This is a genomic window from Streptomyces sp. ISL-98, assembly GCF_018614055.1.
In the GTDB taxonomy this organism is placed as follows: Bacteria; Actinomycetota; Actinomycetes; order Streptomycetales; family Streptomycetaceae; genus Streptomyces; species Streptomyces spiramyceticus.
This window is the reverse complement of record NZ_JAGGPB010000052.1, coordinates 13,716-38,681: the sequence shown is the minus strand read 5'-3', so window position 1 is coordinate 38,681 and position 24,966 is coordinate 13,716. Positions and strand designations below refer to the sequence as shown.

Annotated in this window: 26 protein-coding genes and 1 tRNA gene; 17 read left to right on the top strand and 10 right to left on the bottom strand. The window is 69.5% G+C overall.

What is annotated here, in order from left to right; all coding sequences use genetic code 11:
- The first annotated feature begins 117 nt into the window (after positions 1 to 117).
- The gene (locus tag J7I98_RS31040) at positions 118 to 369 is read left to right on the top strand and encodes a hypothetical protein (protein ID WP_214928373.1); all 252 of its coding nucleotides are present in this window, start codon (positions 118 to 120) and stop codon (positions 367 to 369) included.
- A 30-nt stretch (positions 370 to 399) separates the two neighbouring features.
- Here the strand turns inward: J7I98_RS31040 and J7I98_RS31035 are convergent, their stop codons facing one another.
- Positions 400 to 1,323, bottom strand: coding sequence for a TetR/AcrR family transcriptional regulator (locus J7I98_RS31035; RefSeq protein ID WP_214928372.1), 924 nt, complete (start codon positions 1,321 to 1,323; stop codon positions 400 to 402).
- A 428-nt stretch (positions 1,324 to 1,751) separates the two neighbouring features.
- On the opposite strand from J7I98_RS31035, the gene J7I98_RS31030 reads away from it, so the two are divergent.
- On the top strand, positions 1,752 to 2,729 hold the full coding sequence (locus J7I98_RS31030) for a terpene synthase family protein (protein ID WP_214928371.1): 978 nt from the start codon (positions 1,752 to 1,754) through the stop codon (positions 2,727 to 2,729).
- Here J7I98_RS31030 and J7I98_RS31025 read toward each other — a convergent pair.
- From J7I98_RS31025 to J7I98_RS31000, 6 genes are all read right to left on the bottom strand, one after another.
- The gene (locus J7I98_RS31025; protein ID WP_214928370.1) at positions 2,704 to 4,254 is read right to left on the bottom strand and encodes a cytochrome P450; all 1,551 of its coding nucleotides are present in this window, start codon (positions 4,252 to 4,254) and stop codon (positions 2,704 to 2,706) included. The genes J7I98_RS31030 and J7I98_RS31025 overlap by 26 nt on opposite strands.
- Before the next feature lie 67 nt (positions 4,255 to 4,321).
- Positions 4,322 to 4,936 carry an ATP/GTP-binding protein gene (locus J7I98_RS31020; RefSeq protein WP_214928369.1) on the bottom strand — a complete coding sequence of 205 codons (615 nt, stop codon included), beginning with the start codon at positions 4,934 to 4,936 and terminating at the stop codon, positions 4,322 to 4,324.
- Positions 4,917 to 5,282 carry a DUF742 domain-containing protein gene (locus J7I98_RS31015; protein ID WP_214928368.1) on the bottom strand — a complete coding sequence of 122 codons (366 nt, stop codon included), beginning with the start codon at positions 5,280 to 5,282 and terminating at the stop codon, positions 4,917 to 4,919. The genes J7I98_RS31020 and J7I98_RS31015 overlap by 20 nt, the downstream gene beginning before the upstream one ends.
- A complete protein-coding gene (locus J7I98_RS31010; RefSeq protein WP_214928367.1) occupies positions 5,279 to 5,686 on the bottom strand; it encodes a roadblock/LC7 domain-containing protein in 408 nt (135 codons plus the stop codon). Before J7I98_RS31010 ends, J7I98_RS31015 begins: the two co-directional genes overlap by 4 nt.
- Complete coding sequence (locus J7I98_RS31005) at positions 5,683 to 7,275, bottom strand: sensor histidine kinase KdpD (protein ID WP_214928366.1); 1,593 nt, start codon at positions 7,273 to 7,275, stop codon at positions 5,683 to 5,685. The genes J7I98_RS31010 and J7I98_RS31005 overlap by 4 nt, the downstream gene beginning before the upstream one ends.
- Before the next feature lie 336 nt (positions 7,276 to 7,611).
- Complete coding sequence (locus J7I98_RS31000; RefSeq protein ID WP_214928365.1) at positions 7,612 to 8,034, bottom strand: DUF350 domain-containing protein; 423 nt, start codon at positions 8,032 to 8,034, stop codon at positions 7,612 to 7,614.
- Positions 8,035 to 8,171: 137 nt separating this feature from the next.
- Between J7I98_RS31000 and J7I98_RS30995 the strand changes: the two genes are divergently transcribed.
- Complete coding sequence (locus tag J7I98_RS30995; RefSeq protein ID WP_214928364.1) at positions 8,172 to 8,480, top strand: hypothetical protein; 309 nt, start codon at positions 8,172 to 8,174, stop codon at positions 8,478 to 8,480.
- A gap of 112 nt (positions 8,481 to 8,592) precedes the next feature.
- Here the strand turns inward: J7I98_RS30995 and J7I98_RS30990 are convergent, their stop codons facing one another.
- Complete coding sequence (locus J7I98_RS30990) at positions 8,593 to 10,119, bottom strand: RNA polymerase sigma factor (protein ID WP_308378005.1); 1,527 nt, start codon at positions 10,117 to 10,119, stop codon at positions 8,593 to 8,595.
- Positions 10,120 to 10,293: 174 nt separating this feature from the next.
- Between J7I98_RS30990 and J7I98_RS30985 the strand changes: the two genes are divergently transcribed.
- Positions 10,294 to 11,079 carry a cobalt-precorrin-6A reductase gene (locus J7I98_RS30985; protein ID WP_214928362.1) on the top strand — a complete coding sequence of 262 codons (786 nt, stop codon included), beginning with the start codon at positions 10,294 to 10,296 and terminating at the stop codon, positions 11,077 to 11,079.
- On the opposite strand, the gene cobF is transcribed toward J7I98_RS30985, so the two are convergent.
- A complete protein-coding gene (gene cobF, locus J7I98_RS30980) occupies positions 11,048 to 11,812 on the bottom strand; it encodes a precorrin-6A synthase (deacetylating) (RefSeq protein WP_214928361.1) in 765 nt (254 codons plus the stop codon). The genes J7I98_RS30985 and cobF overlap by 32 nt on opposite strands.
- A gap of 88 nt (positions 11,813 to 11,900) precedes the next feature.
- A complete protein-coding gene (locus tag J7I98_RS41560) occupies positions 11,901 to 12,407 on the bottom strand; it encodes a DUF309 domain-containing protein (protein ID WP_214928360.1) in 507 nt (168 codons plus the stop codon).
- 106 nt (positions 12,408 to 12,513) lie between these two features.
- Here J7I98_RS41560 and J7I98_RS30970 point away from each other — a divergent pair.
- The 13 genes from J7I98_RS30970 (at position 12,514) to J7I98_RS30910 (ending at position 24,964) form a co-directional block, all read left to right on the top strand.
- Positions 12,514 to 12,587, top strand: a tRNA-Pro gene (locus J7I98_RS30970).
- A gap of 78 nt (positions 12,588 to 12,665) precedes the next feature.
- Entirely contained in the window at positions 12,666 to 13,919 is a 1,254-nt protein-coding gene (locus tag J7I98_RS30965) for a sensor histidine kinase (RefSeq protein WP_308378004.1), read from the top strand.
- A complete protein-coding gene (locus tag J7I98_RS30960) occupies positions 13,916 to 14,647 on the top strand; it encodes a response regulator transcription factor (RefSeq protein WP_214928359.1) in 732 nt (243 codons plus the stop codon). The genes J7I98_RS30965 and J7I98_RS30960 overlap by 4 nt, the downstream gene beginning before the upstream one ends.
- A 153-nt stretch (positions 14,648 to 14,800) precedes the next feature.
- Positions 14,801 to 15,754 carry an ATP-binding cassette domain-containing protein gene (locus tag J7I98_RS30955; protein ID WP_214928358.1) on the top strand — a complete coding sequence of 318 codons (954 nt, stop codon included), beginning with the start codon at positions 14,801 to 14,803 and terminating at the stop codon, positions 15,752 to 15,754.
- Positions 15,751 to 17,283 (top strand): ABC transporter permease subunit, encoded by a 1,533-nt coding sequence (locus J7I98_RS30950; protein WP_251021468.1) that lies wholly within the window; start codon positions 15,751 to 15,753, stop codon positions 17,281 to 17,283. Before J7I98_RS30955 ends, J7I98_RS30950 begins: the two co-directional genes overlap by 4 nt.
- Entirely contained in the window at positions 17,280 to 18,056 is a 777-nt protein-coding gene (locus J7I98_RS30945) for an ABC transporter permease subunit (RefSeq protein WP_214928357.1), read from the top strand. Before J7I98_RS30950 ends, J7I98_RS30945 begins: the two co-directional genes overlap by 4 nt.
- A 42-nt stretch (positions 18,057 to 18,098) precedes the next feature.
- Positions 18,099 to 19,064 (top strand): YafY family protein, encoded by a 966-nt coding sequence (locus J7I98_RS30940; RefSeq protein WP_214928356.1) that lies wholly within the window; start codon positions 18,099 to 18,101, stop codon positions 19,062 to 19,064.
- A 60-nt stretch (positions 19,065 to 19,124) separates the two neighbouring features.
- On the top strand, positions 19,125 to 19,901 hold the full coding sequence (locus tag J7I98_RS30935) for a sulfite exporter TauE/SafE family protein (protein ID WP_214928355.1): 777 nt from the start codon (positions 19,125 to 19,127) through the stop codon (positions 19,899 to 19,901).
- Positions 19,902 to 19,988: 87 nt separating this feature from the next.
- Complete coding sequence (locus J7I98_RS30930; protein ID WP_214928354.1) at positions 19,989 to 20,711, top strand: hypothetical protein; 723 nt, start codon at positions 19,989 to 19,991, stop codon at positions 20,709 to 20,711.
- Positions 20,708 to 23,080 carry a WD40 repeat domain-containing protein gene (locus J7I98_RS30925; protein ID WP_214928353.1) on the top strand — a complete coding sequence of 791 codons (2,373 nt, stop codon included), beginning with the start codon at positions 20,708 to 20,710 and terminating at the stop codon, positions 23,078 to 23,080. The genes J7I98_RS30930 and J7I98_RS30925 overlap by 4 nt, the downstream gene beginning before the upstream one ends.
- Positions 23,077 to 24,123 carry an AmmeMemoRadiSam system radical SAM enzyme gene (amrS, locus tag J7I98_RS30920; protein WP_214928352.1) on the top strand — a complete coding sequence of 349 codons (1,047 nt, stop codon included), beginning with the start codon at positions 23,077 to 23,079 and terminating at the stop codon, positions 24,121 to 24,123. Before J7I98_RS30925 ends, amrS begins: the two co-directional genes overlap by 4 nt.
- Complete coding sequence (locus J7I98_RS30915) at positions 24,120 to 24,332, top strand: radical SAM-modified peptide, FtsH ternary system-associated (protein WP_214928351.1); 213 nt, start codon at positions 24,120 to 24,122, stop codon at positions 24,330 to 24,332. Before amrS ends, J7I98_RS30915 begins: the two co-directional genes overlap by 4 nt.
- Positions 24,323 to 24,964 carry a hypothetical protein gene (locus J7I98_RS30910; protein ID WP_214928350.1) on the top strand — a complete coding sequence of 214 codons (642 nt, stop codon included), beginning with the start codon at positions 24,323 to 24,325 and terminating at the stop codon, positions 24,962 to 24,964. The genes J7I98_RS30915 and J7I98_RS30910 overlap by 10 nt, the downstream gene beginning before the upstream one ends.
- Positions 24,965 to 24,966: the final 2 nt, after the last annotated feature.

Below are 24,966 nucleotides of genomic sequence, written 5' to 3'. Positions count from 1 at the left end.
TGGTGCGGGGCTTTTCTGCGTTGTTGTCCCGGCGCCGGGCAGGCAGGTGAATCACGTACCCTGGACCGGCATCACACCAGCCCCTCTTACCAGCAGCTTCAGGATGGAAACAGCCCAATGGGAATGCTGATCCTCATAGGTGCGGGCCTCGTAGGCGTAGTGGTCCTCGTTATCGTCATCGCGGTGATCCTGAGCCGACGCAACCGTAACGGCGCCGGCGTAGCACCCGTCCCCGGGGGTTACCCGTACCAACCCCAGCAGTACCAGACGCCCCCGGGCCAGACGTACCCTCCGGCTCCGCCGAACCAGCCCCCGTACAACCCCAACCCCAACCCGTACGCCCAGCAGCCTCCCTACCAGGGGCAGTAAGCGCGCCGCCCGCAAGGCCGCCGACGGAGTTCAGGTGCGGCGAGTGCCGATGGACAGCGTGGCGTCGACATGCGCCAGCAGTGCGGCCTGCATGTCCTCGGGGCCGGGACCGGGGCCGGGGCCGCCCCCGGTTCCGGCTTCCGCGGCCGGTGCGGCGGCGAGCACCTGCGTGGCGAGCCCGTCGATCAGCGCGGTCAACTGCAGCGCGGCGGCGGCCGGTTCCGTGGGGCGGAAGACCCCCTGGGCGATGCCGCGCCGTACAACGTCGGCGACCGTCGCGCGCCACTGGCGGTAGTACGCGACGTACAGCCGCCCGACGGCGGTGGAGCGGGCCGCCTCCGCCCAGAGGTCGAGCCATACGCTCCACTGCCACCGCTGCTGCTGGGTGTACGGCGTCCGCAGCTCGATCAGCCGGCGCAGTTCGTCCGCCGCGTCACCCGATTCGGCGGTGAGGGCGGCCCGGCGGGCGTTGTCCTCTTCCATGCACCAGCGCACGGCCGCTTCCAGCAGCTCGTCGCGGCCCGGGAAGTGGTAGTGGATGGCGGCGGTGCTGGTCGCGCAGGCCTCGGCGATGTCGGCGACCCGTACGGCATGGAAACCGCGCTCCGCGATCAGGCGCACCGCCTCCCGCACGATCTGCAACGGCCTGCCGCCCTCGGGCGCGGGGACGGCAGGGGCGCGGTGGCGCCGTAAAGCAGAGGATTTGGGGGCGGTGTCCGTACTCGATCCGAGCAGCCATCCCGCATCCACATCGGTGATGTCGGCGATACGGGCGAGCTCGGCCACCGTGAAACGGCGGGCGCCGCTCAGTGAACGCGACAGCTTCGACGGGTCCATGACGATGCGTCTGGCAAACTCGCGCTGGCTGACACCGGCGGTGCCGATCATCTGACGTACTCGCTCGGCGACTTGGCCGCTGGAGTCTCCGACTCGGTTTGCGGGTTCCTGTCGCATGGTCGGCCACCGTACCCGCACGTTGAGGTGAACACAACGTCAGGTTGGCGTGACCGCCTGTAGTTCAAGGGCTTACCGGTGCATTGAGGAGATGACTGATGCATCAGTCATCTCACATAACCGTTGACTGCCCCCATACGCACAGGTGCACCATGTTCGGGCGTATGTCCGATGCCCTGTGGGGTGTAACGAGTCCGGCCATTAATCGATCAACTTGTTTCAGGCAACGGCCAGTTGCATTGTTATTGACGATCGGACATGGGCATATACGCCCCAGCGCATGCGGGGCACCCAAGAGGAGGCCGATCATGACCGTAGTCTCACCAAGTCGACTGGGTCTGCAATTACCGGCAGTGCCCTTCTACTGCCCGGTCCCGTCCGTGGTACACCCGTCCGCCCAGGCACTGAACGACATGACGGTGCGGTGGATGCTCCAGCAGAGCCTCGACACCGACGATCAGCAACGGAGGCGCCTAGCCCTCTGTGACTTCGGCGGTCTCACCGCCTCGACCATGCCCTACGGGCAGCTCGAACCGCTCACGCTGATGGCCAAATTCCATGCCGTACTCTTCTCGCTCGACGACGGCGTTTGCGACGAGGCCTACGTCACCGCCGACTCCCTGGCCCAGGAGACGGCACGCATGATGCGGGCGATCGAGACCCCCGCCGCCCACTCGCCGAACGAATCGCCGCACACGGCGGCACTGCGCGCACTCCGGCTGGAGTTGGAGCGGTACGCGTCCCGGCAGCAGATCCGCCGCTGGACCGATGCGATGCGCGTCTATACCTCGGGGCTGGTGTGGGAAGCGGCTTGGCGCCGCAGCCCGGGACTGCCCTCGCTGAACGACTACGTGACGCTGTGGATGAGGGCCATAGGCATGGCCCCGTCCACCGCCATGATCGAAATTGTCGCCGGATACTCCGTCCCCGACAACGATCTCGAGGACCCGCGGGTGCGTGCCCTCACCGAGATCACCTGGACGCTCGTCAGCTGGGACAACGACCTCTACTCCCGAAACAAGGAGCTGCTGAGGGCCGGCGACGACCTTAATCTCGTCGACGTCCTGTGCCAGGAACTCGACTGCGATCCGCATCACGCACTCGACGAAGCCGTGGCGATGCGGGACCGCGTCATGGTGCTCTTCCTCCGGCTGCGCGACCAGGTGCTGAAGGACGTGGGCGGTGGACTGCGCCGTTACGTACAGGGGCTGGGCCAGTTCATCCGGGGCCACCTCGACTGGGCATCCGTCTGCCCCCGCTACTGCGTGCCCACCGACTCGGTGGCCAGGCCCGAGGGGTGGTGGAAGCAGCGTCCGGCCGACGACGGCCTTGAACCGCTTCCCCTCCCGACGATCGCCTGGTGGTGGGACCAGCTGGCGGTCAGTACCCGCGCCACCATCGTGTGACCGCCTGCCACATCCGCTTCGGCGCCTTGGGCCTGCGCTGCGCGGGGATCCCGCCCGCGGGCGGCGAAGCGACCGGAGCTGCCGGCGCGGCCTGAGCCGACGGAACGACCTGAGCGGGCAACGGCACAGACGCTGCGGCCGGCGGCTGCGGCGCCGACGCCCTGGGGGGCGTTTCCACCTGCCAGTCGGGCCGCGGTGTCGTGCTCGGCGTAGACATGGGCGTACCGGCGACGTCCTGCGGCGGGCGCGCGGCGAACGTCACCGGGAGCTCGTTCAGATGCCGGGACATCAAAGCGCTGCTCCAGCGCAGCTGGTCCTCTTCCACCGACAGCTGCAGGTCCGGCAGGCGCATCAGCAACGCATCGATGCCGGTGTCAGCGATCGCGCGCCCGATGTCCTGGCCGGGGCACTCGTGCGGCCCGCCACTGAAGGCGAGGTGCGCACGGTTGCCCTGCATGGAGGCGTGCGGATCAGGGCGTACGACCGGGTCGACATTGGCCGCGGCGATCCCCACGATGAGCGCGTCGCCCTTCTTGATCTGCTGGCCGCCGAACTCCGTGTCACCGACCGCCCAGCGGCCGAAAATCGTCGTGAAGGGCGGCTCGTCCCAGAGCGTCTGCTCGACCGCCTCCGGAAGCGTCATGTGGCCGCCGCTGAGCTGGGCGCGGAAGCGCGGATCGGTGAGCACCATGCGCACGACGTTGGCGATGAGGTTGGCGGTCGTCTCGTACGCCGCGATGAGCACCAGCCGCAGATGCTGGCTGACCTCGTCGTCGGTGAGGCCGGCCGGGTGTTCGACGAGCCAGGTGGTGAAGTCCTCCTCGGCCGTCATCCGGCGCCGGGCCACGTGCCTGCTCAGTACGCCCATGATGTAGGCGTTGCTGGCGTTCGCCGTCGCGGTGCCCTTGATCATGTCCCGGGCGGCCTGCACCATCCGCTCGTTGTACTCCTCCGGCATGCCGAGGATCTGGCACAGCGCCATCATCGGCAGATGCTCGGCGAACTGGCTGACCAGGTCGGCGTGGCCGTCCTGGCAGAAGTCGTTCACCAGCCTGTTGCTGTAGCGGTTGATGTAGCGGCGTACGCCGCGGTGGTCGATGCGCGCGATGCTGTCGGTGACCGCGCCGCGCAGCCGCTCGTGGTCCGCTCCGTCCGCGAAGACGCAGATGGGCTGCCAGGTGAAGACCGGAGCGAGGGGATGGTCGGGCGGCACGGTGCCGTCGTGCACGAGACGCCAGCGGCGCGCGTCCCTGGAGAACTGCGACGGCGTACGCGTCATGTGCAGATTCTCGCTGTGGCCGAGGACCAGCCATGCCGGTACGTCGCCGACCAGCAGCACCGGTGCCACCGGGCCGTGTTCGGCGCGGAGCTTCTCGTAAAGGCCCATGGGGTCGTTCTCGTGCTCAGGCCCGTACAGCCGGCGCAGCCCGCCGGGCCCCGTACTGGTGAGTCCGTGGGCGGGGCAGCCCGGGGGCGGCAGCGGCCCGTTGTCCGCTCCGGGCAGGTCGTGGAAAGGAGTTGTCACCGGTCACTCCAGGATCAGGCTGATAGGGCTGGGGGCTGAAAGGGGCTGATGGGTACGGGAAAACAGGTCAGTCGCGCGGCAGGGCCAAGGAGTGCAGGTACCGCATCAGCGTCATGAGGACGTCGCGGCTGGAGCCGCGCCCGCGCGCGTCGCAGTCCACTATCGGCACCTGCTCGGGCAGATCCAGGGCGGTCCGCAGCGCTTCAACGGGATGCCGGGGCGCGTCCGGGAAGGTGTTGATGGCGACCACGAACGGCACGCCGCGCTCCTCCAGCCGCCCGATCACGTCGAAGCTGACTTCAAGACGCCGGGTGTCGATCAGCACGACCGCGCCCAGGGCGCCCTCGAAGAGGCCGTTCCAGAGGAACCAGAAGCGCTCCTGGCCCGGCGTACCGAAGAGATAGAGGACCAGCTCGTTGCTGAGGCTGATCCTGCCGAAGTCCATGGCCACGGTGGTGGCGGTCTTGCCCTCCACACCGGAGTTGTCGTCGACACCGACCCCGGCCTGGGTCATGGTCTCCTCGGTGGTCAGCGGACGGATCTCGCTCACCGAGCCCACCATGGTGGTCTTGCCGACGCCGAACCCGCCCACGATCACGATCTTCACCGCGGATGTGGCCGTCGAGGGCAGGATGTCCTCGCTGCGGGGCCCTGCGATCGTGTCAGAGTTTCTGAAGTCCATGCATCACCGCTTCGAGAAGGGACCGGTCGGGCAAGGTGGCGCGGACGATGGGCGCGCGCGACTCGATCAGGTCGGTGGCGAGGAGATCGGTCAGTAGAACGGTCACCACGCTGAACGGCAGGCTGAGGTACGCGGAGATCTCGGCGACGGACAACGGCGCCCGGCAGAGCCGCAGAATTGCGGCCTGCTCGGGCTTGACCGTCGGTGTGGGTGCGGTGCGGGCGACGACCATGGTGACCAGATCGATGGCGGCCCGTGCCGCGCCGTCCGGGCCGCCGGTGATCACGTACAGGCGTCCTGGGTCACCCGTCCCTGGTCGTCGCCGTTCTCGTCGGGGCGAAGTCATACGGTGCGCCCGTCATGGCGCGGCGGACTCGTCAGATGGGCTCCGATCCGGATCACCAGGTCCCGCATCCGGGCCCCCAGCAGGCCGGCGTCGACCGTCTCGTTGGCAAGCACCGCGAGATACGCCCCGGCTCCTGCGGCCATCAAGTAGAAGAAGCCACCACTGACTTCGAGGACGACCAGCTGCATCTGGCCGTCGCTGTCCGGGATTTCGGCGGCAACGGCCGAGGCCAGGCTCTGCAGCCCCGCACAGGCCGCCGCGAGCCGGTCGGCGACGTCCGGGTCGCCGCCGTGACGGGCGATGCGCAGGCCGTCCGCGGACAGGACCACGATCTGCTGGATCTGCGGTACCCCGTCGGCCAGCTCCTTGAGCAGCCAGTCAAAATTCGCCCGCTGCTGGATCACTTCAGATCTCCCTTGTCCAACACATCGTCAGGTTCGTCGTCGGGTCCGGTCGGGGACTCCGGTGTCCCCTTGATTGCCTTGGTGAACGCTTCGATCCAGAGGCCCGGCTCTTTCTCCTTGCCCGTGCCGTTGCCGTTCTGCGGCCGGGCGGGCTGCTCGTCGGTGGGGGGCTGCACCGCATAGGTGCCGATCGGCGCGCGGTAGCCGCTGCGGCGCTGTGGAAGCCCAGTGGCCGTCCATTCGGTCACCACGGGGACGTCGTCCTCCCGCCTGGCCACCGGTGGCCTGTGTACCGCCGGCGCCGCCGGTGCGGGCGCGGGCCGTCGCGGCTCGCCCTCCGGCCGGGGCTTGCGCCCGGGAACACGCAGCGTCGCGGGGTCCGGCAGCCCGCCAGGGTTCTGCCGGGGGACCGCGGAGGCGCCGATGCCGTGGGCGAGACCGGGGGCAGGGCCGGTGGTGATCATCTCGCGCGGCACGATCAGCACGGCGCGTACGCCGCCGTACGCCGACTGCCGCAGCGAGATCTGCATGTTGTACATCTGGCAGAGTCGGCCGACGACGGCCAGGCCGAGCCTTGGCGTCTCACCGAGGTCGTTGAGGTCGATGCCCGCCTGTGCCTGGGCCAGCATGTTCTCGGCCCGCCTGCGGGCCTCCTCGCTGAGGCTGACGCCGCCGTCCTCGATCTCGATGGCGATGCCGGTCTGCACCTCCACCGCGGTCACGTGCACCCGGGTCTGCGGAGGTGAGTAGCGGGTGGCGTTGTCGAGGAGTTCGGCGCAGGCGTGGATCAGCGGCTCGACGGACGTACCGAGGATGGCGATCTTGGCGATCGAGTGCAGATCGACCCGCTGGTACTCCAGGATCCGGGACATCGCCCCGCGCAGCACGCTGAACAGCGGTACGGGCTTGGGCCATTGGCGTCCCGGGCGCGCGCCGCCGAGTACGGCGATGGAGTCGGCGAGCCGGCCGATCAGCGAGGTGCCGTGGTCGATGCGCAGCAGGTCGTCGAAGACCTCGGGGTTGCGCCCGTGGTCCTCCTCCATCATCCGCAGTTCACTGGACTGCTGGTGGACGATGGCCTGCACGCGGCGGGCGATGTTGACGAAGGCGCGCTGCGCGGACTCGCGCATCGCTTCCTCGTCGTCGATGATCTCAAGGAGGGAGCGGAGCAGATTGCGCTGCGGGTCGCGGAGATCGCGGTACGCCGCGTCCCCGTCCACCACCACCCGGATCACCTCGGCGGGCGACTCGCCCTGCCGGAGGCGGTGGATGGCGGCGGGCAGCAGCTGCTTGCTGACGCGCAGGGTCTCCTGGTCGTGCCCGGCGACGCGCGCTTCGAGATGGGCCAGGCGCTGCCCGTACTCCACGCGCAGGGCTCTCATCGCCCGCCCGCGGCGGGCCACTTCGGCTGCGAACAGCGTGATGACGACGGTCGCGACCGCGCCGAACAGGGCGACCGGTATACGGGCGGACTCCGCCACGACCGCCAGGGCGGCGGCAGTTGCCGCGGCCATGAGGAGGATGGGCGGCACAAGCGCGCGAACGAAGGAGGATTCTCGGTCAGTTGGAGGCGATTCAACACGAACCATGTAAACCTCTGCCGGTCGATGCGGGGATGTATTCGAACCATCAAGACACTTGGGAACAAGTGCGTGATTTCATAGCAACTCGGCGCGCTTCGACCGAGCTTAGCCAGATCGGATCAGCGCGGCGGCATATTCAGCAACCCTCTGCGTGCGCCCTGGCGCGGGGTTTAGACTCGCCAATTTTGCACACTGGGCTCACGACTGTGCGCGAGGAGTAACCGAACGGGTGACGTATAGGCCCCGTGTACGCCAAAGGCCGCCCCCATGGCTTAAGGGGCGGCCTTGTGCGGTGCTCTCCGGCCCGCTAGGTCGGCGGACCGGCGGGAGTCGGGTGGTGGGTCAGGCGATGGATGCCGAGACGATCGCGGCCACCGCGACGTTGCAGGACGCGGTCACCCACACCGCCGGGTGCGGCTCGCTCTGGACCAGCGTCTCGCCCAGCTTCCCCGGCGTGACGAGGTCGACCACCAGGAACGCCACGGCCATCATTACGAGGCCGAGAACGCCGAAGGCGGCCGTGGATGCGAGGCCCTTGCCGAAGTCGTTGTACGTCGTCCAGATCGACGTGAAGACGATTCCGCCGATGCCCAGCAGTGCCGAGCTGAGCAGCAGGGCGGCGTTACGGTTGCGCTCCTGCCAGATCTGGCGGCCGAGCTTGCCCGGGGTCAGGGCGTCCACCAGAAATATGCCGAGGGTCAGCAGCACCACGCCCAGCGCACCGTAGGCGGCGGAGCGGCCAAGTCCGTTGACGATGTCTTCCATTGAGGTTCAGTCTCCGCGCGTGAAATTGATCGTGGTCAAAAGAGAGGCAAAACCTATCGCACGACTGTGCGGCGGCGACCGGACGGGTTGCGGGGTGGCTGAACGGCCGCTCGTACGAGCGATTACGATCCGGGATCATGACCTCAGCTGACCAGGAACAGACCGTGGACGACTCCATACCCGCACAGCCCGGACTGACGCCACGTCAGGCCAGGCGCATGCGGATCGCCGCGGCGTCGGTCCTGATGGTGGCGGTGGCGGTGGTGCTGGTGGTGCGGCTGGCGAGCCGGTCGTCGGTTCTGGTGGTCGGGGTCTACGGGCTGGCCCTGATCCTCTGCGGAGTGGTCATCGAGCTCAGCCGTCGCGGGCGGACGCGACTCGGGTCCTGGCTGCTGGTGGCGGGCCTGGCCGCGGCGGTGGGAGCGGACGCGTTCCTGATCCCGTAACGGGACAGCGAAGAGCAATCGGGCGGAAACGCGACTCGGCGCCTCGGGCAGGCTGACAAGCCCGAGGCGCCGGAGTTGGTACCCAGGACCCCTTGGCCGGGTCCGGGACTTCTTAGTCGAGGTAGTCGCGCAGGACCTGCGAGCGCGACGGGTGACGCAGCTTCGACATCGTCTTCGACTCGATCTGACGGATGCGCTCACGCGTCACGCCGTAGACCTTGCCGATCTCGTCCAGCGTCTTCGGCTGACCGTCGGCCAGACCGAAGCGCATCGAGACGACACCCGCCTCGCGCTCGGACAGGGTGTCCAGCACCGAGTGCAGCTGCTCCTGCAGGAAGGTGAAGGAGACCGCGTCGGCCGGGACGACCGCCTCGGAGTCCTCGATGAGGTCACCGAACTCGCTGTCGCCCTCCTCACCCAGCGGCGTGTGCAGCGAGATGGGCTCGCGGCCGTACTTCTGGACCTCGATGACCTTCTCGGGGGTCATGTCGAGTTCCTTGGCCAGCTCCTCCGGGGTGGGCTCGCGGCCCAGGTCCTGGAGCATCTGGCGCTGCACGCGGGCGAGCTTGTTGATGACCTCGACCATGTGCACCGGGATACGGATGGTGCGGGCCTGGTCGGCCATCGCGCGGGTGATCGCCTGACGGATCCACCAGGTGGCGTACGTCGAGAACTTGAAGCCCTTGGTGTAGTCGAACTTCTCGACCGCGCGGATCAGACCGACATTGCCCTCCTGGATGAGGTCCAGGAAGAGCATGCCGCGGCCGGTGTAGCGCTTGGCCAGCGAGACCACGAGTCGGAGGTTGGCCTCCAGGAGGTGGTTCTTGGCACGGCGGCCGTCCTCGACGAGGATCTCCAGCTCGCGGCGGAAGACGGCGTCCTGCTCGTCCTCGTCCTCCAGCTTGTGCTCGGAGAAGAGACCCGCCTCGATGCGCTTGGCGAGCTCGACCTCCTGCTCGGCGTTGAGCAGCGGCACCTTGCCGATCAGCTTCAGGTAGTCCTTGACCGGGTCGGCCGTGGCACCGGCGACCATGACCTGCTGCGCGGGTGCGTCGTCCTCGTCCTCGTCGGACAGGACGTAGCCGTCACCCTGCTGCGGCTGCTTCGCCGGCTTCTCGTCGGCGTCGTCCGATCCGGATTCGTCGGCCCACGCGTCGGGCTGCGGCTCCTCGGTGGCCGCGGCGCCCTTCTTGGCTGCGGTCTTCTTCGCGGCCGTCTTCTTCGCCGCGCGCTTCGCCGGAGCCGGGGCCTCGCCCGCGTCGTCCATTACCGATATTGACGCGGGAGCCGCCTGCGACGCCGCCGAAGCGGTCTTCTTGACGGTCTTCTTTACAGCGGTCTTCTTGACCGGACGCTTCTCCTCGTCCCGGGCGACGGTCTTGCGCGCACGCTTGACCGGGGCCTTGGCAGGAGCCTTGGGCGCCGTCACCATCAGCGTGACGCCCTCTTCGTCGAGGACCTGGTTGAGGCTGCGCAGAACCCGCTTCAGCTGGTCCGCGGGGATGCTGTCTGCCTCGAAGGCGTGGCGTACGTCGTCGCCGTTGATGTGACCCTGCTCCTTACCGCGCTCAATGAGCGCGACCAGAGAAGGGGATTCCGCAATCTCCTGTGGGAACGGGCGGGACGGACTGACCGACACGAGGAGCCTCTCGTAGCAAAAATGATGACGAGGCGAGGTCGCATGACGTATGGGCAGCGCGACGACACCTGTGGGTTCATCGCACGCTCGCGCCATTTCGTTACGCCTTGAATGGAGTGACCTGAGCCACTTTTCCGAAACGGCCCTGTCGGGAGCCTCGGGTAGCGTGGCCGCATGATCACCGGTAGCGGGCATGTACTGATACTCGGCGGTACGACGGAGGCCAGGAAGCTTGCACAAACACTGGCCCCGCGCCCCGGCCTGCGGGTCACAACCTCGCTCGCCGGCCGGGTGTCACAACCAAGGATGCCTGAAGGTGAAGTGCGAACCGGAGGATTCGGCGGCGCGGAAGCGATGGCCGTCTGGTTGCGCACTCACGGAGTGACCGCCGTGGTCGACGCCACCCACCCCTTCGCGGCTGCCATCAGCGCAAACGCGGTGGAGGCGGCGGCCGCCTCGGGCACCCCCCTGATCGCGCTCCGCCGCCCCGGCTGGGAGCCGGGACCCGGCGACCGCTGGCACATGGCCGACGACCTGGCCGACGCGGCGGCGCGGCTGCCCGCGCTCGGCCGACGGGTCTTCCTCACCACTGGGAGGCTCGGCCTGGCCGCCTTCGTCGCCCTGGACGAGCTGCACTTCCTCGTACGGTCCGTGGAGCCGCCCGAGCCGCCGCTGCCCCGCAACAGCGAGATCCTGCTGGACCGAGGCCCGTACACGCTCGACGGAGAGAAAGACCTGCTCCTTACGCACGCAGTCGACGTCCTCGTCACCAAGGACAGTGGCGGCCCCGCCACCGCCGCGAAGCTCACCGCCGCCCGCGACCTGGGCCTGCCGGTCGTCGTCGTACGCCGCCCGCCCCCGCCGCCGGGGGTGCACAGCCTCCCCGACGTGGCCGGGGCGCTGGCCGAACTGGCCGGGCTCGGGTGTCTCAGTCGCGGCGCAGCAGATACGTGTCCATGATCCAGCCCTTGCGGGCACGGGCCTCGGCCCGCACCTCCAGGATCCGGTCCGAGACCTCGGAGAGCCTGCCGGAAACGAGGATCTCGTCCGCGGTCCCGATGTAGGCCCCCCAGTAGATGTACGGGTCCACGTCGGCGTACGTCTGAAACACCTGGTGCGCGTCGAGCATCACCACCACGTCGTCGGCGCCCTCCGGCCAGCCTTCGGCCAGTCGCCGCCCCGTCGTGATCTGCACGGGCTTCGCGACCCGGTTCAGCCCGGTGCGGTGCCGCGCGACCAGCGCGGAGACACTGCTGACGCCGGGCACCACCTCGTGGTCGAAGGCCACGGCGCCCCGCTCCAGGATCTCCTCCAGGATGCCGAGCGTGCTGTCGTACAGCGCCGGATCGCCCCACACCAGGAATGCGCCGGTCTGGTCCTCGCCCAGCTCGTCGGTGATCATCCGCTCGAAGATGTCGGCCCGCCGACTGCGCCAGTCGCCGACCGCGGGGGAGTAGGCGGCGCCCCCGGCCTTGCGGTCGCGGTCCGGATCGCGCCCCTCCACCAGGCGGTACGCCCGGCCGTCCGCGATGTGCCGGTCGAGGATTTCGTGCCGCAGCCGGATCAGGTCCGACTTCTCCTCGCCCTTGTCGAGGAGGAAGAAGACGTCCACCGCGTTGAGGGCTTTGACGGCCTGGATCGTCAGATGGTCCGGGTCGCCCGCGCCGATGCCTATGACAAGAATCTTTCTCACCGCGCAGAGTCTGCCGCATGGCGTGTGCTGCGTGGCGTCTGCCGTGGGGCGTCTGCCGTGTGGAGTCCGCCGCGTGGCCGCCTGGCGGTCAGGGGCGCAGCCGGGGAGCGACCGCGGCGGCCTCGACCGGCTCCGTTTCCCGTTCGACCCGGCCCGCGAGCTCCCCCGCCCAGACGCCGAGCTCCGCGACGCCGATGCCGTACGGACGAGCCTCGCTGTACTCCGCTCCGTACTCCGCGATCCCCGCGGCCCCGCGCCTGAGCAGCCTCGCACCGCCGTCCCGGTTGCCCCGGGCCGCATGAGTGATGCCCACGGCGAGCTGGGCGAGGCCGCGCCACAGGGCACGCTCCGTCTCGGGCCCGGACTTCCACGCGTCCTCGAAGACCTCGTGCGCATGGAACGGCATACCGGCGTCGAGCAGCCGCTGCGCCTCGCGGACGGTTTCATCGCCGGTACGCACCACACCCTCCGGCTGCCGTTCCACCCCCGGCGCTCCGTACGGCAGCGGCCTGCCGAGCCCGTCGCGCGGTCGGGCGCTGCGCGCCCGCCCCTCGGGGTCACGGTCCCTGCTGCTCTGCTGCTCCGTCTCGTTCACCTGCCCATTGTCGCCGCAGCCGGTACGAACCGTCAGGACCGGGCCACGAGTGAGGTATTGTTCTGTTGCGCGCTGAGCCAGGGGAAACCCCAGGTCAGGCGGGCATCGGGACGTGGCGCAGCTTGGTAGCGCACTTGACTGGGGGTCAAGGGGTCGCAGGTTCAAATCCTGTCGTCCCGACTCGAAAGAGTCGCAGGTCAGAGGCCGTATCGGAGTGATCCGACACGGCCTTTTGACGTTTCCGGGATACTGGCGCCTGTGGACCATGTGACTGCCTGGCGTGACGAATGGGTCATAAAGGGACGGCGGGTCGCGGGGAGTCCGCGCCTGACCGTCGTGGCCGGAACGTTGCTGGCGCTGCTGGCGGTGGCGGAGTCGGCAGCCGAGTTCGTCCGGAGCCATGGATCGATCCCGCGGATGGCAGCGGACGCGTCCATGGCGGGAGGCGGGGACGGGAGTGTCGTAGGGGTGCAATTAGCGTTGGTGGTCGGGCTTTTGTGCCTGTGCACCGCGCTGCCGTTGGTCTTCTTGCGTCCCGTGACCGCCGGGATCGCCGTCTCGGTCGCGAGCGTATGGTCACTCACGGTCTTCCAGACGGTGACGCTGGCGGGTTTCGGCGCGCAGCTGATCGCCCAGTACCGGCTCGGCCGCAACGGCCGCCAACTGCTGGCCGTGGTTCTCGGTTTGCCGTTCCTGTTGCTGGCGCTGGCGGGCCCGGTGGATCCCGATTTCCGGGTACGGGCGGTGCTGCTGGCTGCGCTGGCCCCGGTGGCTGCCCTGGCCGGGCTCGCGCAACGGGCGCGCAAACAGGTCCTGGAGAACACCGCCACGCGGGAGGCCATCGTCGGCACGCTGCTGGAGAACACCGCACGCGGCGAACGCGCGCGCATCGCCCGTGAGCTGCACGATGTCGTCGCCCACCACATCTCCATGGTCGCCGTGCAGGCCGAGACCGCCCGGCTGGCCACCACCGGGATGCCCGCCGAGGGGGCCAAGCGGCTGCTGGGCATAGGCGACACCGCCCGAGCCGCACTGACCGAGATGCGCCGCCTGCTCGGGGTGCTGCGTGACGACACCACCCAGGCCGCCACCGGTACCGCCGACCGGCGGCCGCAGCCCAGTCTGCGCCAGCTCAACGAACTCCTCGACGAGGCCCGGGACGCCTCCAGGACGGCCGCCCGCCTCATCGTCCGCGGATACCCGAGAGAGCTCGACCCCGGTGTCGAACTCGCCGCGTACCGCATCGTCCAGGAATCCCTCACCAACGCCCGTCGCCACGCGTCCGGCGCCGCCGTCGACGTGGAGCTGAACTACACCGACAGCGACCTGCGGCTGCGTATCCGGGACAATGGGCCCGGCATGTCCACCGCAGTGCCGGCCGGCGGTCAGGGGCTGCTCGGCATGCGCGAACGCGCCGCCGCCGTCGGCGGTGAAGTCCGTACCGGTTCGGCGGTCAGCGGTGGGTTTGTTGTCGAGGCCCGCTTTCCCGCCACGACAGAAGAGTCTCTATGAGCATCCCGTCCCGGTCGGTCCGGATCGTCGTCGCCGATGACCATCTGGTCGTCCGCACCGGCTTCGCCGCACTGCTGGACACGCAGCCGGAATTCACGGTCGTCGAGACAGCCTCGGACGGAGCCGAGGCATTACGGATCTGCCGCGAGCTCTCTCCGGACGTCGTGCTCATGGACATCCGCATGCCCGGCATGGACGGCATCGAAGCCACAAGACAACTCGTCTCCTCCGGAGCCTCCGAGACTTCAGGCAGCGCTCGGTCCGACGGGCCGCGCGTCCTCATCCTGACGACCTTCGACCTGGACGAGTACGTGTACGACGCGCTGCGCGCCGGTGCCAGCGGCTTCCTCCTCAAGGACGTCACCGCGGAACGGCTCTTCGACGCGGTACGGGTCGTCGCAGCGGGCGACGCGCTACTCGCTCCCGGCGTCACCCGCCGACTCATCAGCGAGTTCGCCCTGATGCCCGCCAGGGCCGCCGAGGCCACGCCCGCATCCCCGCTCAATACACTCAAGACACTCACGCCGCGGGAGACGCAGGTGCTGCGGCTCGTCGCCGAAGGCCTGTCCAATCCGGAGATCGCCGCCCGGCTGGTCGTGTCCGAAGAGACCGTGAAGACACACGTCAGCCGCGTTCTGACAAAGCTGGCGCTGCGCGACCGTACGCAAGCCGTCATCACCGCGTACGAAACAGGACTGGTTGTGCCGCGCTTCCGCCAAACCGGATAGCAATCCGCACAGTCGGAGGCGTCATCATCAGGGAGGAGACTGCTCGTCCCTCACGTGAGGGACGAGCAGTCGTCGCTGTCCCTCACGTCAGGGGCGGTGAACGTCCCTCGCCGCCGTGACGACAGCTCAAGTCGTCTTTCCTAGCCTTCTGGCATGGAGAAGACGATCGAAGACGGGGAAGCGACGATTGAGGTCACCAACCTGCGTAAACGCTTCGGGCAGACCCAGGCGCTGGATGGCATGACGTTCACCGTCGCCCCTCGGCAGATCACTGGTTTCGTCGGCCCGAACGGCGCGGGGAAGTCCACCACCATGCGGGTGATCATGGGCTTGGACAAGCCTGATCAGGGCACCGCGTCGGTCGGCGGACGGCCGTATCGGAGTCTGCGCACCCCTCTGAAGCACATCGGGGCGTTACTGGACGCCGGGGCGGTGCAGCCGAGCCGTACCGCCCGCAACCACCTGCTGTGGCTGGCCCATTCGCAGGGTCTGAGCTCCAAGCGGGTCGACGAGGTGGTGAGCCAGGCCGGCCTGCAGGACGTTGCCAAGCGGAAGGCGGGCGGCTTCTCCCTGGGCATGCGGCAGCGGCTGGGGATCGCGGCGGCGCTGCTCGGGGACCCGCCGGTGCTCATGCTGGACGAGCCGTTCAACGGCCTCGATCCCGAGGGCATCGTGTGGATGCGCGGATTCCTGTCGTCCCTCGCCCAGCAGGGCCGCGCCGTGCTGGTGTCCAGTCACCTGATGAGCGAACTGCAGGACACCGCGGACCATCTGGTGGTCGTCGGGCGCGGCAAGGTCATCGCGGACATGAGCGTGCGCGACATGCTCGCTTCCGCGTCCCAGGGGCGGGTCGCCCTGCGTACCTCCGCGCGCACGCAGGCGATGACGCTGCTGGCGCGTGAGGGCGCCACTGTGAGTTCCACCGGGCCCGACACGCTCACCGTCTCTGGGCTGCCGGCCGAAAAGATCGTGTCGCTCCTCGGGCGGGGCGCGGTGCCGTTCTCGGAGGTGTCCTCGCATCGCGCGTCACTGGAGGAGGCCTACATGGAGCTCACCCGGGACGCGGTGCAGTATCGCGGCACAGTGCCCGAGGGGGCCGCACGATGAGTTCCCTGATGAAGGCGGGGCGGGGCGGCTTCGGGCAGCTGCTGCACTCGGAATGGACCAAGTTCAGAACGGTACGGGGCTGGGTGCGCGCCATGATCGGCGCGGTGCTGGTGATCCTGCTGGTCGGACTGGTGGGCACAGCGGCCAGTAACCAGTCCGAGCATGACGCCAATCCCTCCCTGCCGGTCGGTCCGGGCGGTGGGGCCGTCAACGACAACTTCTACTTCGTACACCAGCCCCTGCGGGGAGACGGCAGCATCACCGTCTCCGTCACCTCGCTGACCGGCGTGATCGCAACGGAGCCGAAGTCCACCAAGCCCGGCGTATCGCCATGGGCGAAGGCCGGAATCATCGTCAAGGACAACCTCGAACAGGGCTCGGCCTATGCGGCGATGATGGTCACCGGCGCTCATGGGGTGCGGATGCAGCACAACTACACCGAGGACAAGGCCGGCGGGAGCGGCAATGTCTCGGAGCAATCCCCGCGTTGGCTTCGGCTGAACCGTTCCGGTGACACGATCACTGGATACGAATCCGCCGACGGCACCAAGTGGACCGAGGTCGGCACCGCCCGTCTCCCCGGGTTGTCGTCGGCCGCGGAGGCCGGACTGTTCGTCACCTCTCCGTCGGCCGTGGAAGAGACGAGCACCGGCGCGGGATTCGGCCCAGCCGTGGCCACCGGCTCCTTCGGCGAGGTCGCGCTGGGCGGTCAGTGGAACGAGGGCTCGTGGAAAGACGAGCAAGTAGGAGGCGACGCAGGCACCTCGGGCAGCTACACGCAGACGACCAAGGGCAAGTACACCAAGTCCGGTACGAGTTACACACTGGCCGGGGCCGGCGACATCGCGCCGGTCGTGGGAGGACCGGCCATGGGACCCGGCATCACCATCGAGAACTTCCTGGTGGGCGCGTTCGCCGGGCTGATCGTGGTGATCGTCGTGGGCACGGGGTTCATCACCGTCGAGTACCGGCGGGGCCTGATCGGCGTCACCCTGGCTGCCGGCCCGCGGCGGTGCCGGGTGCTGGTGGCGAAGGCCATCGTGGTCGGGACCCTGTCGTTCATCGTCGGACTGATCGCCGCCGCTGTCATGATCCCGCTCGGCGAGAACAGGGCCCGCGCCAACGGTTTCTACGTACTCACGGTGCCGACGCAGACCGAACTGCGCGTCATGGTCGGCACAGGCCTGCTGCTGGCAGTGGCCGGCGTGCTCGCCCTCGCTGTCGGCACCATCCTGCGACGGAGCGCTTCGGCGATCACGGTTGTCGTCGCCGGCATGGTCCTGCCCTACATCCTCGCGACCGCGTCGGTCCTGCCCACGGGCGCCTCGGACTGGCTGCTGCGGGTGACCCCGGCCGCCGGGTTCGCCATCCAGCAGAGCGTCCAGCATTACGAACACGTGCTCACCACCTACACACCGGCGTCCGGCTACTTTCCCCTGGCACCGTGGGCAGGCTTCGCCGTTCTGTGCGCCTACACCGCGCTCGCTTTTGCCACGGCCGTAGTCCTGCTCCGCCGGAGGGACGTATGAAGCGGGCCGTGCACGCGGAGTGGACCAAGCTGCGCACGGAGGGCGGCACCGGCCGGCTCATGCTCGGCGTCATCGCGACGACGGCCGCGGTCAGCGCCGGAGTGGCGTCGACCTCCAGGTGCCCGGCCCTGGACTGCGGCGGAGATGCGACCAGGCTGAGCCTCACCGGGATCATGGTCGGCCAGGTGGTCGTAGCCATCGTGGCCGTGCTGGTGATCGGCAACGAGTACAACACCGGCATGATCCGCACCACCCTCACGGCGATGCCGCGCCGGATCACGGTCCTGGCCGCGAAAGCGACCGTCCTCACCGGCGTGATGCTGGTGGCGGGGACCATCTCCGTCCTCGCGTCCCTGCTGTCCGGGCGGATCCTCCTGCCCGACAACGGCTTCAACACGGAACACGGCTACGCGGCCCTGTCCCTGACCGACGGTCCGACACTGCGCGCCGCACTGGGTTCGGTGCTCTACCTCGCCCTGATCGCCCTGCTCAGCCTCGGCGCCGCGACAGCCGTCCGTAACTCCGCGACCGCCATCGGCATCGTCCTCGCCCTGCTCTTCGTCTTCCCGATCCTCACCCGCGTGGTCACGAACGAGGACTGGCAGCGGCACCTGGAACAGATCGCCCCGATGCCGGCCGGACTAGCCGTCCAGTCGACCGTCGGTCTCAGCGCCCTGCCCATCGGCCCATGGCAGGGCCTCGGCGTGCTGGCCCTGTGGGCGGCCGTGGCGCTTGTGAGCGGTGGGCTGCTGTTCCGCTCGCGCGACGCCTAGCGGAGGCCACCAAGTGGTCATCTCCGGCGGAGAATGACGGGCATGAGAGCTGATCGTCTGGTGGCCACGCTGCTGTTCCTGCAGGCGCGCGGGCGGGTCACCGCGGCCGAGGTGGCCGCGGAGCTCGACGTGTCCGAACGTACGGCGCGACGTGATCTGGAGGCGCTGGCGAGCGCCGGTATTCCTGTCTACTCGCAGCCCGGGCGGGGTGGCGGCTGGGCGCTCGTCGGTGGGGCCCGTACCGATCTCACGGGGCTGACCGCCGGCGAGATCCGGGCGCTGTTTCTCGTCGCGGGTCCTTCGTCGGCCGGACCCGAGCTGCGGACGGCCCTGCGCAAGCTGGTGCGGGCGCTGCCAGCGACGTTCCGGACCGGCGCCGAGGCCGCGGCGGGCGCCGGTGTCACCGACTCCACGGACTGGTCGGGCACCGCCGTCACCGTCGGCGCACACCAGCTCGACGCGCTGCGGGGCGCCGTGGTGGACGGCGTACAAGTCCGGCTCGGGTACGCGGGACCTGGCCGTCCGGCCACCGAGCGTACGGTCCATCCGCTCGGTATCGCGTCCAAGGCGGGCATCGACTACCTGGTCGCAAACACCGACCGCGGGCTGCGCACCTTCAGGCTCGGCCGCGTCACCTCCGTCGGGGTGACCGGCGATCCCGTCGCACGGCCGGACGGCTTCGATCTCGCCACGGCCTGGCGTTCGCTCGCCGCGCGGATGGAGGACCGGATGGTCGCGGCGACCGTACAGGCCCGGGCGGAGCGGAGTGCCGAGCCGGTTCTGCAGGGGCTGTTCGGCGGGAGATTGCGGGTCGGAGCGGCGCTTGTCGACGGGTGGGTCGAGGTCGAGGTCGACGGGCCGTCGCCGGAGATTCTGGCTGCTCAGATGGCCGGTCTCGGAGCGCGCGTCGAGATACTCGAACCGCCGGAGGCGCGGGAGCGGCTCGCGAGCCTGGCGGCCGAACTCGCCACCCTCTACGGGACGCCGAGCGACCGGCCCGGTCGTTGACGTGACGGGGAGAGGCTGCGTGGGGGCGGCGTGTTCTTGGCTGTAGCGTCGGCTACCAGCATGGACACCATCACCCTCTGGGAATTCGTGGCGCTGGCCGCCGCATCGGCGCTCGTCGGCTTCTCGAAAACCGCCGTCAGCGGCGCCAATACGATCAGCCTCGCGGTCTTCGCGGCCGTACTGCCGGCCCGCGAGTCGACCGGGGTGCTGCTGCCCATTCTGATCGCCGGGGACCTGATCGCCGTACTCGTCTACCGGCGGCACGCCCACTGGCCGACTCTGCTGCGCCTGTTCCCCGCCGTTGCCGCGGGTGTGGTGGTGGGGGCGGTGTTCATGCTGTGGGCCGACGACGACGCCGTACGCAGGTCGATCGGGGCGATCCTGCTGCTGATGGCCGGGGTGACGTTGTGGCGGCGGCGCATGCCTGCCGAAGAGGAGTTGGCCGAAGAGCCGGCCCGGGAGTCGGGTGCCGAGGCGCGCGGTGGCCGGCTGAAGGCCCGTTCGTACGGGGTACTCGGCGGCTTCACCACCATGGTCGCCAACGCGGGCGGCCCGGTCATGTCGCTCTACCTGCTCTCCGCAGGCTTCCGGAAACTAGGCTTCCTGGGAACGTCCGCGTGGTTCTTCCTGATCGTCAACACCTCGAAGGTGCCGTTCAGCGCGGGCCTCGGCCTGATCGACCGGCAGTCGCTGCTGCTGGACGCCGCTCTGGTGCTCTTCGTCGTCCCGGGCGCGTACGTCGGCCGCAAATGCCTGGGCCGGATCAACCAGCGGCTCTTCGAACAACTTGTGATCGGCGCGACCGTACTGGGCGCTCTTCAACTGCTGCTGCGATGAGTGCCTCCGTATCGCATCAACAGCCCACAACGGGCGAGCGTTTGGCTACTCTTTGACGACCATCAGCGGGACTGAGGGGCTGTCGCTGTGATCGATGTCGTTCTCCCGGAGTTACCCCAACGAGAGCTCAGCCTGAAGGCTGACGGACCTGTACGCGGGCCCGGCGATCCGGCGCCGCCGCCTCCGCTCGGGGGCCGCATCCTGCTGGGCGGCCCGGTGTCCGTCCCGTTGGATGCCAAGGCTGTTGCCCACGACGCGGAGCTCCAGGCGTTCGTGGAGGGTGAAGCCGACAGCGCCGTCTATCACTTGCTGCACCTCTCGATCACCTGTGAGAAGGATTCCGAGGGGCCCGCGCTGCATACGGTCGATGTCGACCTGACGCTGACCGCAGATGCGGATGCGGATGCGGATACGGGAGCGGGAGCGGGAGCGGGAGCGGCTGCGATCGTGGGCTTCCAGCCGGTGGCCTGGTCCATGACGCCGAAGCAGCTGACGGAGACCGTCGAGAGCACGACCTCCGCCCAACTCGGCCCCCAGCTGGCCTTCGTGGGCTACAGCAGGACCTCCCAGCAGAGCCGTGTCTGCCTGGAAGCGCTCCGTGAACTGCGCTCCGATCCCGGCTGGGCGATCCGCCACACCCGGACCGCGAAGATCGGCGGTACGTACCGGCTTGCCATGGTGGTGCGGGCACCGCGCGGCGCGAAGAGCCGGGCGGCGGTTGCCGTGGGGGCGGCGGTGCGCAAGGGGCATGTGATGCGGCGGTATCGGGAAGAGATGCCGGACCCCGTCAGCCTGGTGATGGATCTGTGAGCGATGCCCTGCGCGAGTGGGCGGCGGCCCACGCACGGTCGGTGGGCAAGGACGGGCGTACGGTCCCTGCCGCCGCCGTGCCGGGAACCCGGACGGCTCCGGGAAGCGGCTCGCTCGGCGGGGTGAAGGACCGGACTCCGGACACCCTGCGCCCGTACAGCCGGCTCTGTCTGGCGGTCATGGACGGACTTCCGGTTGGCGCGGCCAGCGCCGTCGCCCCCGTCTCGAACGTCGGAGGACCGCCCCCGCGGGTGTTCGCCCTCACGCAGGGCGGAAGCACCGGTCTTCGCGTGGAGCCGCTGGACCGGTTTTCCCTCGAACCGCTGGAGTGGCCCATCGGGTGGGTGGACTCGGGCCACGGCTACCCCGTGCTCGCCACGAGCGGCGGCGGCAACAACCTGTACCTGCACGACATCGGAGCCGGTTTCCGGAAGGATTCTTATGAGGCGAACTTCTCTCTCGAATCGGCAAAGCTGACCACAGGGCGGGACGGTGCCCTGCTGCTGACCGCCGGGGGACCGGACAACGTCGTCATCTGGGACCTGGCCGAGAGAGAGCCAGGCAGCAGTACCCACGTTCTGTTCGGCCTGCAGGCCACTTCGTCGGTCGAGCTGAGCGAGGTACAGCCGGACGGTGCCAATCTGGTGGCGACCGGCCACCGGGACGGCCGTGTCCTCGTGTGGGGCTTCAACGATCCCACCCTGGTACTCATCCATGAGATGGACGCCGCCGCCGGCCCGGTCTGGGCGGTGGCCTGGGGCATGCTCCCCAACGGATCGGCGCTGCTCGCAAGCGGTCACGACGACGGAAGGATCTGTGTCTGGAACGGGCTGACAGGCACCCTTCTGGTGACGTGCCCGCCCTGTCCCGGGCGCGTCGACTCCGTAGCCTGGACGGTCGGTCCGAGCGGCCTGAACGTCCTCGCCAGCGGCCACAGCGACGGCACGGTGCGCATCTGGAGCTGGCAGACGGGCTCTGTCCTCCACGAGTTCGACGGCCTCACCGCCCACGGAGTACCGCCCTTCGACGTGGGCAGCATGGTCGGCTGGCTGCTCCTGCCCCAGGGCAGCATCTGGCTGTACGCCGCAGGGGAGACGGGCTCGCGCATCTGGGAACTGGAGCTCGACGGCCTTCTGGCCGCCTCCGGGACCTTATCGAGCACCGAGGACACCGACCCGGCGGCGATCACACGGCCCCGACCGCTCCCGGCGACCGTGTGCAGGGGCCTGGTGCGTCTGGCCGCGAGCGGGGTGTGTCCGCCGCTCGGCCTGCTCGACGACCTGGTCGCCCTGAGCGGACCGGCCACCGCGCCGCTGCTGGACGAACGGATCAGAAGCCTCGCGGACCACCCGGGCGTACGGATCCTGCGCGACCTGGAATGGCCGGCGCCGGCCCGGGTAGGGCTCGCCGGTCTGCTGGCGGCGGGTCTCTCCGAGCCGGACACCGTACCGCCACCCGGCCACGGCCCCCGCGAACTGTCGGACGCACTGCGCCGCGCCCTCATCGGGGCACCTTCCCGTGTGCCCGACCGCGAGCCCCCACTGGCCGCGCTCAGGGCCGCGGCGGACGCGATAACCGGGCGTACGGCCGCCCTGCTCGCCGTCATCGGACCCGAAGCTGTCGCCGACGACCCGGTGCTCCCGCTGCGCATGGCACAACAGGCCCCGGCCATGCCCTCCGTGGACCTCCGCAGACTCCAGCTCCTCACCGGCGCCGCATCGACGGCGGCCCGGCACGCGGGCACGACCGTCCACGCACCCGGCTCGGGCGGCATCTCCCGCACGGGCCGGATCACCCAGATGCTCCCCAGCCAACTGGCGCTCCCCGACCGCCTGTTGACCCTTCGCTACGCGCGCCACGAACTCCTCTACCGCCTGCACAGCTCCGCCGCGCAATGGGCCCCTGAGCCGGTGACCCTTGTGCTGGACACCAGCCCGCCGACCTTCGGACCGCCCGAAGTCGTCCTGCGCTCGCTCGCGCATCTGCTGGCCACGACGCTGTGGTGCCACGGCCGTCATGCCACGTTCGTCGGGCTCGACCGGCCCGACCTGCTCCGCCCGGTCTCCCGCCCCGCCGACCTGGCCATGCTGTGGACCTCGCGCACGCTGGAGCCGCCGGATCTTGACGCCGCGCTGAACACAGCGGCGTCCACCGGGATGCCGACCGTACTGCTGGCCCTCCACCACCTCGCCCGCGACCACACACTCGTAGCGGGCCCGCGCCTGCGGCTTGCCACCACGCACCTCTACGACGATCTGCCCCGGGCCCGCCCGCCCGAGAGCCACCACGTACACCTGCCGCCCGACGCCACAGGGCGCCGGCTCACGGACGCCGTACGTCTGTTGCTGACGGGAGACGGTCCGTCATGACCACCGTCCGAGCGGCCCGGCCGCACTGGCGCCCCGCGCTCCTCGGTGAGCCGGCCGCGGGGACCGACGTGCGATGCGAACTGTGCCCGTACCGCTGCCGGATACGGGACGGGCAGCGCGGCTACTGCCAGGTGCGCCGCAACAACGGAGGCCGACTGGAAACCGCGACCTTCACCGCCTCCGTGACCCATCTCGACGCGGTCGAACGCAAGCCGTTCTACCACTTCCGGCCCGGCAGCAAGGTTCTTACCGTGGCCGGGCCCGGCTGCAGCTTCAGGTGCGACTACTGCGTCAACCATCGGTTGTCGCAGTACGGCCGCGAGGAAGGCGCACCGTGGAGCGGGGAGCCCGCCCGTCCGGACGAGCTGGTGGCCCGGGCACACGCGCAGGGCGCCGGCCTCGCGCTCTCCTACGCCGAGCCCTCCCTCGCACCGGAACTCACCCTGGCGCTGGCGGAGTACGCCCGGCCGCTGGGCGTACCGGTGATGTGGAAGAGCAACGGTTTCCTGACGCCCCGGGCCGTCGACCTTGTCGCGCCGGCGATCGACGCGGTGAACATCGACGTAAAGGCTGCCGAGGAGGCACCGCACCAGCGGCTCACGGGTGCGCCGCTCGCACCCGTGCTGGCCGCTGTGGAGCGGTTCAGGGCGGCCGGTGTGTGGGTCGAGGTGAGTACGCCGCTGATCCCGGGGACTTCCGCCGAGCCCTCCCAACTGCGTGCGATTGCACGCCTGTTGGCAGCGATCGACCCCGCCATTCCCTGGCATCTGCTCCGCTTCACACCTGACTTCCGGATGAGCGCCGAGGACCCCACGGCGCCGTCCGCGCTGGAGGATGCCCGGCGCGCGGGGACCGAGGAGGGACTGCGCTTCGTCTACGTGGAACGGGCGTTGGGAGCGGAGGGCCGTAACACCCGGTGTCCGCACTGTGCGTTCACCGTCGTGGAGCGGGGCATCTGGGAGACACTCGACAACAAGCTTGCCGACGGCGGCTGCCCCTCGTGCGGGGCGGCGGTTCCAGGAAGGTGGGGGACACAACAGTGACCACGGACCATGTCTTCACCGAGGCGATCCCCGATCTCATAGGGCCGGAAGAGTACGCGGACCATCCGCACGGAAATCTCGTCCACGTCCGTATCCGCGTCACCGAATCCGGAATCGAGGTGATCGGCGACGCGCTGCGGCCCCGCGCCGTGGAAGACGTACTCGACGCGCTCGGTGAAGGCCCGATGGAGCAGATGCTGTGCGGGTAGCCGACGACGATGACGACGCCCTGGCGGACCGCGCCTTCGAAGCGGGCATGGCGGCGGGTCTCGACCCGCAGGAGGAAACCGGCCGGACCGGCGAAACGGCCGTCACGCACGTCTCCTCCCCGTGGAACCACCGGCTGTGCACGACGTGCGGCCAGAGCTTCCGGCGCGGCGACCCGGTGCGCGTGGGGGACGGCGGAGCGGCGGGCAGTGGTGTGGCCCCGGACGACGTTGCCCACCTCGACCCGGCCCTGGTCTGCGCGGCCGGACCCGGAGAGGAGCCGGAGGGCCCCGGCGGCCACTCCACGGACTCCACAGCCTCTACCGAATTCGCGGCGGGAGTGCTGGCCACCTGGCCTCCGGTCGACGGCGTGCCGGTCGCCCCGCTGACAGCGGACGACTGGCAGGTGGCCCGCCCCGCCGTCCATGGGGCCAGGCCGCCCCGCTGCCTGTACTGCGCACACACCTTCCGAGCCGGAGAACACGTGGTGCTCTGTCCCTGCTCCCCGGCCAGCCCCGCATGCGGCGCGGCCGTCCACCGGGATCCCGCCGCCGGGCTGGTCTGCTGGGAGAGCTGGCGGCCCGAGGGCCGGCTGAAAATCTGCCCCGTCAAGCTCGTCGCCGTACGGGAGTAGCG

Excerpts from the sequence above, each read along its gene's own strand:
- J7I98_RS30985 (WP_214928362.1), top strand. The coding sequence starts at position 10,294 with ATGATCACCGGTAGCGGGCATGTACTGATACTCGGCGGTACGACGGAG.
- amrS (WP_214928352.1), top strand. The coding sequence starts at position 23,077 with ATGACCACCGTCCGAGCGGCCCGGCCGCACTGGCGCCCCGCGCTCCTC.
- J7I98_RS31040 (WP_214928373.1), top strand. The coding sequence starts at position 118 with ATGGGAATGCTGATCCTCATAGGTGCGGGCCTCGTAGGCGTAGTGGTC.
- J7I98_RS31030 (WP_214928371.1), top strand. The coding sequence starts at position 1,752 with ATGCTCCAGCAGAGCCTCGACACCGACGATCAGCAACGGAGGCGCCTA.
- J7I98_RS31020 (WP_214928369.1), bottom strand. The coding sequence starts at position 4,936 with ATGGACTTCAGAAACTCTGACACGATCGCAGGGCCCCGCAGCGAGGAC.
- J7I98_RS31015 (WP_214928368.1), bottom strand. The coding sequence starts at position 5,282 with ATGACTTCGCCCCGACGAGAACGGCGACGACCAGGGACGGGTGACCCA.
- J7I98_RS30945 (WP_214928357.1), top strand. The coding sequence starts at position 17,280 with ATGAAGCGGGCCGTGCACGCGGAGTGGACCAAGCTGCGCACGGAGGGC.
- J7I98_RS30995 (WP_214928364.1), top strand. The coding sequence starts at position 8,172 with ATGACCTCAGCTGACCAGGAACAGACCGTGGACGACTCCATACCCGCA.
- J7I98_RS31000 (WP_214928365.1), bottom strand. The coding sequence starts at position 8,034 with ATGGAAGACATCGTCAACGGACTTGGCCGCTCCGCCGCCTACGGTGCG.
- J7I98_RS30955 (WP_214928358.1), top strand. The coding sequence starts at position 14,801 with ATGGAGAAGACGATCGAAGACGGGGAAGCGACGATTGAGGTCACCAAC.
- J7I98_RS30940 (WP_214928356.1), top strand. The coding sequence starts at position 18,099 with ATGAGAGCTGATCGTCTGGTGGCCACGCTGCTGTTCCTGCAGGCGCGC.
- J7I98_RS30960 (WP_214928359.1), top strand. The coding sequence starts at position 13,916 with ATGAGCATCCCGTCCCGGTCGGTCCGGATCGTCGTCGCCGATGACCAT.
- J7I98_RS30950 (WP_251021468.1), top strand. The coding sequence starts at position 15,751 with ATGAGTTCCCTGATGAAGGCGGGGCGGGGCGGCTTCGGGCAGCTGCTG.
- J7I98_RS30935 (WP_214928355.1), top strand. The coding sequence starts at position 19,125 with ATGGACACCATCACCCTCTGGGAATTCGTGGCGCTGGCCGCCGCATCG.
- J7I98_RS31035 (WP_214928372.1), bottom strand. The coding sequence starts at position 1,323 with ATGCGACAGGAACCCGCAAACCGAGTCGGAGACTCCAGCGGCCAAGTC.
- J7I98_RS31005 (WP_214928366.1), bottom strand. The coding sequence starts at position 7,275 with ATGGTTCGTGTTGAATCGCCTCCAACTGACCGAGAATCCTCCTTCGTT.